Origin of the sequence: Promicromonospora panici (assembly GCF_900608595.1) — a bacterium.
Lineage (GTDB): Bacteria > Actinomycetota > Actinomycetes > Actinomycetales > Cellulomonadaceae > Promicromonospora > Promicromonospora panici.
Genome location: NZ_UWYY01000033.1, coordinates 26,990 through 38,677 on the forward strand (window position 1 = coordinate 26,990; position 11,688 = coordinate 38,677).

Sequence of the window (11,688 nt, forward strand, 5' to 3'; positions counted from 1 at the left end):
TCGTCACCGGCATCCGTCCCGGCAGCGGAGCCGCTTGCTACCGCACGGAGGCTACTGCGCGGACGTGCGGGGTGCGCACCGGATGACGGCCTGGCAGCTGCGGAGGAACGAGGCCGCGACCTTCGCCGGGTCCCCGAGGTAGCCGGCGACCATGATGCCGTCGCGCAGCAGCATGAGGTCGTCGGCGATCGCGGCGGGATCGGCCAGCCCGAGCGGTGACACGAGCCGTTCGAACGCGCTCGTCCACCAGTCTCGGTGCGTGTCGACGACCTTGCGGACCGTGCTGTCCCGGTCGGGGTACTCCGCGGCCGCGTTGATGAAGGGGCACCCGCGGAAGCCTGGCGTGCACGCCGCCGTCCCGGTGTGCTCGGCCATCAGGCGCAGCGTGGCGTCGACGTCGCCGTCACCGTGGGCGATCGCCGCGTCGACGCCGTTCCGTTCGAGCTCCGCGCGGAACTCGAGGTAGGCGACGATCAGGTCGTCCTTGCTCTGGAAGTGGCGGTAGAACGTCACCTTCGTGGTGCCCGCGCGGTCGATCACCTTGTCGACGCTCACCGCGCGCAGCCCTTGCGCGTAGAACAGCTCGTTGGCGGCCTCGATCAGGCGGTCACGCATGGAAACTTGCACGGTCGCGATCATACGGGGCCACTCTCCTCGCTCTCCTTGCGTCCGGCGCTCGTGGATGTGTACTGTCCAGACTGATGGAGTGACTAGTCATTCTACCTAGACGTATCCTCGATCACAAGGAACCTCATGACAACCACTACGGACTCATCGACCGCCACCGCCGTCTCGCTGCGGAACCTGTACTTCGTCCGGTTCGGCTTCGCCATCGTGTGGGCGGTGCTGATGTTCGCCGTCGGCAAGAGCCTCGGCCCGGTCACGATCGGTTTGCTGGTGCTGTACCCGCTGTTCGACGTCGCCGCCGCCGTCGTCGACTTCCGGTCCTCGAAGACCGCGCGGCCCACGGTCGGCCTGTACTTCAACATGGGCCTGAGCCTGCTCACCGCCATCGGGCTGGCCGTCGCCGTGACCTCGGGCATCCCCGCCGTCCTGCGCGTGTGGGGCGTCTGGGCGATCACGGCGGGCGCCGTGCAGCTCATCGTCGCCATCCGCCGCTACCGGCTGGGTGGCCAGTGGGCCATGATCCTCAGCGGCGGCATCTCCGTGCTCGCGGGCACGAACTTCTACCTCACAGCCGGCGGCCCGAACGCGATACTCACCACGGTCGCCGGATACGCGGTCCTGGGCGGCATCTTCTTCCTCGTCTCCGCGCTGCGCCTGCACCGCGTCGCCAAGAAGGAGAGCTGACGTGACCGAGAACACCTTCGACGTCGTGGTCATCGGCGCAGGCCCGGTCGGCGAGAACGTCGCCGACGGCGCCGTCAAGGGCGGCCTCACGGTCGCGATCGTGGAGAGCGAGCTGGTCGGCGGGGAGTGCTCCTACTGGGCCTGCATGCCCACCAAGGCCCTCCTGCGGGACGCCGCCGCGCTGCGCGCGGTCCGGGACCTGCCCGGGGCGAACGCCGCCGTGACCGGAGAGCTGGACGCCACCGCGGTGCTGGCCCGGCGCGACGCCTTCGCCTCCCACTGGCACGACGACGGCCAGGTCGCCTGGCTGGAGAGCGCCGGCATCACGCTGCTGCGCGGTGTCGGACGGATCAGCGCCGCCCGCACCGTCGAGGTCACGGCCGCCGACGGGCGCACGACAGCCCTGACCGCCCGGCACGCAGTGGTCATCGCGACCGGCAGCAGCGCCCGCGTCCCGCACGTCCCCGGCCTGGCCGACGCCGCGCCGTGGACCAGCCGGGAGGCCGCGTCCGCCGAGGCGGTCCCCGGCCGGCTGGCGATCATCGGCGGCGGCGTGGTGGGGACCGAGATGGCGACGGCCTACGCCGCCCTCGGCGCACAGGTCACGATGATCGCTCGCGACGGGCTGCTGCCCGCGGTGGAGCCGTTCGCGAGCGACCTGGTGGCCGAGCGGCTGAAGGCGCAGGGTGTGGCCCTGCACCTGCGCACCGAGCCCGAGAGCGTCCGCCGGGACGTGGCCGGGACGGTGCACCTCGCCCTCGCGGACGGCACGACGCTGGTGACCGACGAGGTGCTGGTCGCCACCGGCCGGAAACCGAACACGAGCACGGTCGGCCTGGACCACGTGGGGCTGACTCCCGGGGACTGGCTGCGCGTGGACGAGTCCCTGCGGGTGCTCGGCAGCGACGGCACGCCCGTCGGCGACGGCTGGCTCTACGCAGCGGGCGACGTCAACCATCGTGCGCTGCTGACGCACCAGGGCAAGTACCAGGCCAGGGCGCTGGGCGAGACCCTCGTCGCCCGGGCCGGCGACAACCCCGTCGACCTCGCGCCCTGGGGCCGGCACGCGGCCACCGCCGACGACTGCGCCGTCCCCCAGGTGATCTTCACCGACCCGGAGATCGCGTCCGTGGGCCACACCTCCGCATCCGCTCAGGCGGCCGGGCTGCGGGTCCGCGCCGTCGAGTACGACCTCGGGGCCGTCGCCGGCGCCGGGCTGCACGCCGACGGGTACACCGGCAGGGCCGGCATGATCGTCGACGAGGACCGGAAGGTGCTCGTCGGCTTCACCGTGGCCGGCCCCGACGTCGCCGAGCTGCTCCACGCCGCGACGATCGCCATCACCGCGGAGGTGCCGATCGACCGGCTGTGGCACGCCGTCCCCGCCTACCCCACGATCAGCGAGGTCTGGCTCCGGCTCCTGGAGACCTACGGCCGGGCCGCATAGCGCACGTGTGAGGGCCCGCTCGACCGCCGGCCGCTCGTGCGGCCGGCGGTCTCACCGCTCGTCGCGGCGTAGTTCGCGTCCGGGCGGACCGGCTCAAGAGCAGTGCACAATTGTGGCCATCATGCGCAACAAGTACATGGCCGCTCTCGTCACGTTCATCATCGCCGCACTGACGACGGCGACCTGGTGGACCCTCGGCCGGGACACGACCCGTGACATCGACCCCGCCACAGGAGACGTCACCGGCCCCTACGAGGCGCCCCAGGTGATCGCGTGCGTCGTCGTGCTCGTCGGGCTGGTGGTGATCGGCGCCCTGCTGCTCCCCGCGTGGCTCGCGGTGCTCGCGGTCAGCCTGCCGTTCTCGGCGGCCTGGACGATCCAGGCCTCGTCGACCGACGACTCCGGGCTCTGGGCGGTCGGCGCGGTGCTCGTCCTGATCGGCACACTCGTGGGCGGTGCGATCGTCGCCGCGGTCACTCGCGGCCTCGTGCGCAATCGATGACGAGCGTGGCCTCGTGACCCCGCCGGGACAGGGACTTTCGTGGGCCGTCCCGCCACCAGGGGCGACGGTGCGGCCGACGGGATGTACCCGCCGACCGCACCGTGACTGGCGCCCCGCGCCACTATGCGTCGGCACCCTCCGTGAACAGTCGGGGGAGGAAGTCGATGAGCGACTTCTGCCAGACGTCCCAGCTGTGCGGACCCGGGATGACGGGCGCGAACTCGTGGTTCACCCCGCGGCTCTCCATGGCCGCGATCAGCTGCAACGTCGCGCCATAGGTGAAGTCCTGCACGTCACCCGTGTAGACACGCAGCAGCTTCGTGCCCTCGTTGATGGCCGCGACGTCCGCGTTGGCCGGCGGCGCACCGAACGCCGACATGGCGCCGATGTAGCCGAACTCGCCCGGGTGCGCCCAGAGCGTGCTGAGCGTGTGGCCCGAGCCCATCGAAAGGCCCGCCAGGGCGCGCTGGTCGCCCTCGGAGCTGATGTTGAACTGCTCCTCGGCGGCGGGCACGATGCGCGTCGTGATCTCCGTGGGGAAGTCCACGCCGTTCCCGTTGGCCATGACGACCACCATCGGCTCCATGGTGCCCCGCAGGTAGTGGTTGTCCAGGATGCGCTGGACGTACCCCACCTCGACCCAGTCGGTCCACGTCTGCCCGCCACCGTGCTGCAGGTAGAAGACCGGGTACTCCTCGGCACGGTCCGCATCATAGTCCGGGGGCGTCCACACGTACGCCGAGCGCTGCGAGCCGCCGCCCGCGGTGCTCGGGTAGCTCATGACGCTGACCTCGCCGCGTGCTTCGGCCGGAACCTGGGCGGTGTACTGAGCGCGGACCGTGTCGCCCTCGGCGGTGAAGGTGCTCCACGTCGGCTCCGAGAACACCTTCGTGGGGTTGCCGGCGTCCTTGTGGTCCACGCCGTCGACCACGAACTTGTAGTAATAGGAGCCGCCTTCGACGGCCAGCGAGAGCCGCCACGACCCGTCGGCCTGCTGGACCATGTGGGTGCGCGGCCAGCTTCCGGCCGGACCGAAGTTGCCCCAGACGGTGATGTTGTTCGCGTCGGCGAACTCGGGGCCGAGCTCGAAGGTGACGACGCTGTTCTCGTCGATCCACGGCGTCGGGGTCGTGCCCGACGCCGGCAGCTCATGCTTCACGAACGGCAGGTGGCCCTCGCTCGGACCCTCGTCGTCGACCTCCTGGAAGATGCGCCCGGCGAAGTCGTGCAGGTTCTTCTGCCACGTGTCCCACGTGCCGCCCGTCGCGGGATCCGCCCCGTCGGGCTGGAACTCCACGCCCGCGTTCGTCAGCCTGTCGGCCAGCGCGACCGTGTCGTCGTACGCGGGGTCGGTGACGTTGCCCGCGTACAGGCGGACGACGTCGGTCGAGTCGTTGATCTGCTTGGCCTTGTCCCGGGAGATCGCCTTGTCGTAACCGCCCGAGAACGAGCCGACGCCTGTGAACTCTCGCGGCTTGGCGACCACGGCGCTCAGGGCCAGCTCCCCACCGCGGCCGATTCCGGCGATCGCGCGGCCCGATCCCTTGTCTGAGACGTTGAAAGCACGCTCGACGGCCGGCAGCAGCTCATGCGTCACGCCGGCGGGGCCCGGTGTATCGGCGTCGCCCATGACGACCACCATCGGCTCGGCGTCCCCGTCGAGCGTGAGGTTGTCCATGATCTGGCCGAGCCGGCCCAGCTCGACCCACTCGCGGTAGCTCTGCCCCTCGTCCTGCAGCAGGTACAGCACCGGGTACTGCTCCGCGCGATCGGCGTCGTAGCCCGGGGGCGTCCACACGAGCGCTTCCTTCTCACGACTAGGTCCCTTGCCGTACTCGAGCGTCTCGAGCTCGCCGCCGCCGGCCACGTCGTCGAGCCACTCCGCACCCGGTCCGGGGACGAACATGGTGCTGTAGGTGGGCTTCGAGGTCACCTCCTGGGGCGCGTCGGGGTTGCGGAAGGCGACCGCGTCCTGGTTCGCAGCGGGGCGCGCGGCGTACTGGTAGTAGTACAGGCCGGGCTCGAGGGGTCCGAGCGTGGCGGTCAGGTTCGACCCGCTGGTCCCCATGTTGAGATCGGTCCACGCCTTGCCCGGGCCGAAGTTCCCCTGCACCGCGACGGGGCCGTTCTCGATACCGGTCGCCTCGGTCGCCGCCGCGCGGGGCACCGTGAAACGGTAGACATCCGAGATCGGGTTGTTCGGCACCTCACCCACCCACGGGTCGTTGCTCACCCCCTGCGCGGCAGCGGACGGCGCGACGAGCAACGCCCCCGCCACCACGGCGGTCGCCGCCGCAGCCGCGAGCGTTTGTCGCCCTCGCCGGACCGGGTGGGCGGGCCTTGCCTGAGATTCCATCGCCATTGACTTGCCTCTCGTTCGAAATCGATATCGTCGACACGAGGACCGGCGCCACGCCGCGCCTCGCGGGATCCCGCGGTCTGCCCCTCAGATGCGGGTCTCTCATCGCTGTTCCTCCTTGAACGGCGACCGAGCGCCTCTGGACGGCGGCTCGCCTCGTCAGGCTAGCGAGCCATTCCGACGTTGTAAACGTGTTGGAGGCGAATCACCCTGCACCCCGTCGATAGAGGGCTCTGAACTGGGCAGATATCACCACTACACGAGCAAGCGGTGGTATTCCGACGTTGTAGTGCGGCCGTTGAGAAAGACGCGGAAGACGCTCTGTGACCGATCGACGACGTGACGGCGAGACGCGTCGACTCCCGCACGACGAGGTGCACCCCGGACGGATCGACCGTTCGGAGGTGGTCGTGGTGACCGACAGCTGAGGCTGCGGTGGACCCCGCGCTACTGGAAGTCCCGCGACCGTGCCGGGACCGTCAGCGTCAGCGTCGCCAGGTGCTCCGCCACCAGGTTCACGGCGCCGTCGGCCGCCTCGATCCGGCCCCGCACCACCATGGCCTGCGCCGACCGCGCGACCTTCCGGAACCGCTGCCACAGCCCGACGCTGCAGATCACGTTGAGCAGCCCCGTCTCGTCCTCCAGGGACAGGAAGGTCACTCCCCCGGCCGTGCCCGGCCGCTGCCGGTGCGTCACCACTCCGCCGACGGCGATCCGGCGGCCCTGCTCGGTGACGATCGCCTGCGCCACGGTGAGTACCCCCGCCGCCTCCAGCCCCGGGCGCACGTGCTGCGTCGGGTACGAGTCGGGCGTGACGCCGGTGGCCCACGCGTCGGCCTGCGACAGCTCGATCTCGCTCATCCCGGGCAGCATCGGGGCCTCGACGCCGACGCTGACGCCGGGCAGTGTCGTCGGCCCCTCCTGGCCCAGCGCGCCCGCCGCCCACAGGCCCTCCCGCCGGTCGATGCCGAGCGGCTCCAGCGCGCCGGCCGTGGCGAGCGCCTCGAGCTGCGCCGTCGACAGCTCGACCCGCCGCACGAGGTCCCGCAGCGACGCGAACCCCGTGCCGTCCGAGGCGCCGTCCGGCGTGCCCGCGGCGTCCCGCGCCGCGACGATCTCCTCCGCCTTGTCCTTGCCGATGCCACGTACGGACTCCAGCCCCATACGGACCGCGAGCGCCGGGTCGGCCTGGACGAGTCCCGCCACGGAGGAGACCGGCTCGCCCGGCTCCGCGGGATCCACCCGCTCCACGCTCGCCAGCACCCGCGACTGCGTCACCGAGGGCCGCAGCACGCGCACGCCGTGCCGGCGCGCGTCGGCGGCCAGGGACTGCGGCGAGTAGAACCCCATGGGCTGGGCCGCGAGCAGTCCCGCGTAGAACGCGGCGGGTTGGTACACCTTGAGCCATGAGCTCGCGTACACGAGGTACGCGAAGGAGTAGGCGTGCGACTCGGGGAAGCCGAAGTCGGCGAAGGCCTTGAGCTTCTCGAAGATCTCGTCCTGCTTGTCGGGCTCGACGCCGTTGCCGGCCATCCCCGCGTAGAACCGCTCGCGCAGCGCCTCCATGCGTTCGACCGACCGTTTGGATCCCATCGCGCGCCGAAGCTGGTCCGCCTCCGTGCCCGAGAACCCTGCGACGTCGATCGCCATCTGCATGAGCTGCTCCTGGAACAGCGGCACGCCCAGGGTCCGCTCCAGCGTGGGCTTCAGCAGTTCGTGGGCGTACTCCACCTTCTGCCGCCCGCGGGCCCGTTCGATGTACGGGTGCACGGACCCGCCCTGGATGGGCCCGGGCCGGATGAGCGCGACCTCCACGACGATGCTGTAGAAGTCTCGCGGCTGCAGCCGCGGCAGCGTCGCCATCTGGGCGCGCGACTCCACCTGGAACACACCCACGGTGTCGGCGGCGCACAGCAGGTCGTAGACGGCCTTGTCGTCCTGCGGCAGCTCGTGCAGCTCGAGCCGCTCCCCGGTGTACTCCTCGACGAACTCGAACGCGTACCGGATGGCGGTCAGCATGCCCAGGCCCAGCAGGTCGAACTTCACCAGTCCCGCGTCCGCGCAGTCCTCCTTGTCCCACTGCAGCACCGTGCGGCCCTCCATGCGGGCCCACTCCACGGGGACCACCTCGATCACCGGGCGGTCGCACATGACCATGCCGCCCGAGTGGATGCCCAGGTGCCGGGGCAGGCGGAGCATCCGGTCTGCGAGGTCGAGCACGTCGTCGGGGATCTCCCCGTCCTCCGCGGCCGACGGCGGTGTGCGGAACGGGACGACGTCGTGGGTGTCGTCGGCACGGTCCGGCCGGGGTTCTCCCGGGGCGCGCGGCTCGTCGACGAGCACGTCGACGAAGATCCCGGGGGCACCTGTGTTCGTGCGCCCGGGGCCGGGCCGCCCGCCGTCCACGTGCCCGACGTGCGGGCGAGGTTCCCGCGGACCCCACAGCGCGGTCGTCCGGGCATCCTTGGCGGCGGTCTTGTTCGGCGGTTCGGCCGACGGCGGCCCGGGCGTCGTGCCGCCGTCGGGCACCGTGCCGGCCGACGGCGCCGGGGTCGCCGGGGGCTTCAGCGTCCCCCAGCGTTCGATCGACTTGGACCAGGCGTCCTGCTGCCCGATGTCGTAGCCGAGCGCGCGGGCGGCGTCGCGCACCGCCGAGCGCGGGCGGTAGGAGATGACGTTCGCGACCTGCGCCGCGTGCGTGCGCCCGAACTTGTCGTAGACGTGCTGGATCACCTCCTCGCGCCGCACCGACTCGATGTCGACGTCGATGTCCGGCGGTCCGTTACGCGCCTCGGCGAGGAACCGCTCGAACAGCAGGCCGTACTTCACCGCGTCCACAGCGGTGATCCCCAGGGCGTAGCAGACCGCCGAGTTCGCGGCGCTGCCGCGCCCCTGCGCGAGGATCCCGTTGCGTCGGCAGAACTCCACGATGTCGTAGACCACCAGGAAGTACCCGGGGAAACCGAGGCGGATGATGATCTCCAGCTCGTAGTCGATCTGCTTCCAGGCCTTCGTGTTGCCCGCCCGGGGGCCGTACCGCCGCTCCGCGCCCTGGTGGGCGAGCTCGCGCAGCCAGGACGCCTCGTCGTGCCCAGGCGGTACGTCGTAGGGCGGCAGCTCGGGGGCGATGAGCTTGAGGTCGAACGAGCACTCCACCCCCAGCGCGGCCGCCGTCGGCACGGCCTGCGGGTGCCGGCGGTGCAGGCGCGCCATCTCGTCGCCGCTGCGCAGGTGGGCGGTGGGCGCGCCGGGCAGCCAGCCGTCCAGGTCGTCCAGGCTCGACCGGGCCCGGACGGCGGCGAGCGCCCCGGCCAGGTCGGCGTCCCGGGGTCGCGCGTAGTGCGCGGCGGTGGTGGCGACCAGCGGCAGTCGTGCGTCGGCGGCGAGGAGGGCGAGCGCGTCGTGCAGGTCGGCGTCGCGGGGGTCGCCGGTAGCGGTGATCTCGACGGCGACATTCTCCCGCCCAAAGGCATCAACCAGCCGCTCGATCTCGTACCGCGCACCGGCCAGCCGATCGACCCGGCTCTCCCCCCATCGTTGAGTGCTGGATATTCGCCCTGTCGAGACGCTCTGAGAGGGCGAATATCCCGCACTCAACGGGGGCATCAGGGCCTGGCGGACGGCGCCCTTGCGGCAGCCCGTCAGGACCAGCCACTCGCCTCCCGACTCCTCGCCCAGGCCTTCCAGCGTGTAGTTCGCGGCACCCTTGACGCCGGCGTCGAGGTGCGCGGCACCGATGGCCCGTGACAGGTTGCGGTAACCGTGCGCGCCACGCGCGAGCACGAGCAGGTGCGTGGCGCGCGGGTCGGGGGTCCCGGTGGGCGGGTCGAGCACGGGGGCGCCCGAACCTGCGGGAGCCGGCAGGTGCAGCTCCGCCCCGAACGCCGTCTTGAGCCCGACCTTCCTCGCGGCCTCCGAGAACCGCACCACCCCGTACAGCCCGTCGTGGTCGGTGATCGCGAGCGCCTTCAGCCCGAGGCGCTTGCCCTCGGCGGCGAGCTCCTCGGGGTGGGAGGCGCCGTCGAGGAAGCTGAACGCGGAGTGCGCGTGCAGCTCGGCGTAGTCAGTCATAGAGCGCCTCCAGACGCCACTCCCCGGCCGACGACGACAACAGCAGACCGAGCTCCGGGGTCCCCGCGGCGTCGACCACCACCTGCAGGAACACGCGGCGCTTGCCCCTGGGTGTCCACCACCGTTCGGCGACGGGCCACGGCCCGGCCCAGTCGACGACCGCGGCGTCGAGGCCGCTCCACGCGCCGCCCACCGCGCCGTCACCCGCGCCATCCTGCGCACCACCCGCATCGTCGCCACCCGCACCCTCCACACCGTCCCCGGGCACGACGACGCGCGCCGGGTCCCCGCTGACCGCAAGCCGCACGTCGACGACGACGGGGCGCCCGGCGGCGTCGAGCACCTGCGCGGGGGCGGGCTCGGGCAGCACCACCGACGGCGCCGGGGGCGGCAGCGCGCCGGGCCAGGGCCGGTCCGGCTCGCGCTCGGGCGGGACCTGCTCGCCGTAGGGGACGAGCTGGACGCGGTCGCGGGGGTCGCGCCCGCCCTGGAGGCGGACGGTGAGGACGGCGTCGCCGCCGAGCAGCGCCTGCACGCGCTCGACGGCCCGGCGCGCGCGCAGGTCCTCGCCCGCGCCGGGTCCCCACAGGCGCGGCTGCAGTGCACCGGCGGGCGCGACCTCCTCGGCGGCCAGGGTCAGGCCCGCGATCGGGGCGGGCGCCGTGCTCTTCCCGAGGGACGACGCCGTGAGCCAGCCCTCCAGCTGCCACCGCACCCGGTCGGTGATCCGGGCGGCCGACAGCCCGCCGAGCGTGTCGTCGGTGCGCCACAGCCGTTCCAGGGTGCGCGCCTCGCCCGTGACCGGGTCGACGGCGCGCGCCGTGATCCGCAGCCGCCCGCAGGCCAGGCCGCGCCGGCCGAGGTCGTCGTGGAGGCGTTCGGCCAGGCGGCGGGCGGCGAAGGTCGCGACGTCGACCCGGCCCGCCGGCGGGTCCAGCTCCTCGGTGACGGTCAGGTCCTCCTCGAGCCGACGCCGGGCCGGGGGCCGCACGTCCTGTCCGCGGGCGAGTCGCTGGGCCCACACGCCGAGGTCGCCGAAGCGGGCGGCGACGGCGGCGTCCGGCAGGGCGGCCAGGTCCGCCAGGGTGCGCACGCCGAGGCGACGCCACAGGTCGACCAGCTCGGTCAGGGTGCGGTCCCCGGGGCGGGCGTGCACGAGCACGGCCGCGGGACGGAGCGCGAGGTAGTCCCGCGAGGCACCCGGCGGTACGACGGCGTCGTCGCGCGCCGCCAGGACCGCGGCCAGGAAGCCGTCCGCGACCCCGACCTGGCACTCGTGACCGGTGCGGACGGCGACCTGTTCCGTCAGCTCGCGGGCCAGATCGTGCTCGGAGCCGTGGTAGCGCGCGGCGCCGCCCGACGGCAGCAGGAGCAGGCCGGGGCGCGCGATCTCCAGCCCCGAGACCACGGTCTCGGCGGCCACGGCGACGGGCTCGAACTCGCGGGCGTCGCGGGCGTCGTCGGCGGGCCAGAGCTGCAGGTCGGGGCAGCGCCCCTGGGCCTCGCGGCGGCGCATGCCGCGGCGCACCCCGGTGCTGCGGGCGGGTGCGGACACCGCGACGATCCGCCCGCCGGGACCGCCCGTGACGGCCGCCGGCGTCTCGGGACCCAGGCCGGCCACGACCAGGGCCGCGACGACCGGCCAGTCGGGCACCCAGAGGCAGGCGGTGCGGGTGACCGCTCCTGTCGCGGCGAGGGCGGCGGGGACGGCCCCGCCGGGACGGACGGCGCCGTCGGCCCGGCTGGTGTGCGGGGCGCGGTCGGTGGTCATCCGACGAGCTCCAGCTGCGGACGGTTCTCGAAGGCATCGCCCGGCGCTCCGGCTTCCCCGGCCACGGGGCTCTGCTCCGCGACACGATCCGCGCCTCCGACGAGCTCCGCACCACGTTCCGCGGCCCCGCCGGCCGCGGGGCACACCGGCAGCTCCACGTCCAGGTACAGCGGCCGGGCCGCGCTCCCCCGCCCGGTCCGCCGCACCCGCAGGGTCCGCCGCCGCAG

Annotated in this window: 7 protein-coding genes and 1 pseudogene; 3 read left to right on the forward strand and 5 right to left on the reverse strand. The window is 72.8% G+C overall.

Annotated elements, in window-relative coordinates:
• Nucleotides 1–51: 51 nt before the first annotated feature.
• The gene (locus EW117_RS27475; RefSeq protein WP_242504609.1) at nt 52–627 is read right to left on the reverse strand and encodes a TetR/AcrR family transcriptional regulator; all 576 of its coding nucleotides are present in this window, start codon (nt 625–627) and stop codon (nt 52–54) included.
• Nucleotides 628–753: 126 nt separating this feature from the next.
• Here EW117_RS27475 and EW117_RS27480 point away from each other — a divergent pair, with 126 nt between their 5' ends.
• The 3 genes from EW117_RS27480 (at nt 754) to EW117_RS27490 (ending at nt 3,260) form a co-directional block, all read left to right on the forward strand.
• A complete protein-coding gene (locus EW117_RS27480) occupies nt 754–1,311 on the forward strand; it encodes a hypothetical protein (protein ID WP_129789914.1) in 558 nt (185 codons plus the stop codon).
• A gap of 1 nt (nt 1,312) precedes the next feature.
• Nucleotides 1,313–2,758 (forward strand): dihydrolipoyl dehydrogenase family protein, encoded by a 1,446-nt coding sequence (locus EW117_RS27485; protein WP_129789915.1) that lies wholly within the window; start codon nt 1,313–1,315, stop codon nt 2,756–2,758.
• 121 nt (nt 2,759–2,879) lie between these two features.
• Nucleotides 2,880–3,260, forward strand: a complete 381-nt coding sequence (locus EW117_RS27490) for a hypothetical protein (protein ID WP_129789916.1) — start codon at nt 2,880–2,882, stop codon at nt 3,258–3,260.
• A 121-nt stretch (nt 3,261–3,381) separates the two neighbouring features.
• On the opposite strand, the gene EW117_RS27495 is transcribed toward EW117_RS27490, so the two are convergent.
• The 4 genes and pseudogenes from EW117_RS27495 to EW117_RS27510 all read right to left on the reverse strand — a co-directional run.
• A complete protein-coding gene (locus EW117_RS27495; RefSeq protein WP_129789917.1) occupies nt 3,382–5,622 on the reverse strand; it encodes an alpha/beta hydrolase-fold protein in 2,241 nt (746 codons plus the stop codon).
• 444 nt (nt 5,623–6,066) lie between these two features.
• A complete protein-coding gene (locus EW117_RS27500; protein WP_129789918.1) occupies nt 6,067–9,690 on the reverse strand; it encodes an error-prone DNA polymerase in 3,624 nt (1,207 codons plus the stop codon).
• Nucleotides 9,683–11,461, reverse strand: coding sequence for a Y-family DNA polymerase (locus tag EW117_RS27505; RefSeq protein ID WP_242504610.1), 1,779 nt, complete (start codon nt 11,459–11,461; stop codon nt 9,683–9,685). Before EW117_RS27505 ends, EW117_RS27500 begins: the two co-directional genes overlap by 8 nt.
• Nucleotides 11,458–11,688, reverse strand: a pseudogene (locus EW117_RS27510) (hypothetical protein); the annotation flags it as partial. The pseudogene EW117_RS27510 and the gene EW117_RS27505, both read right to left, overlap by 4 nt.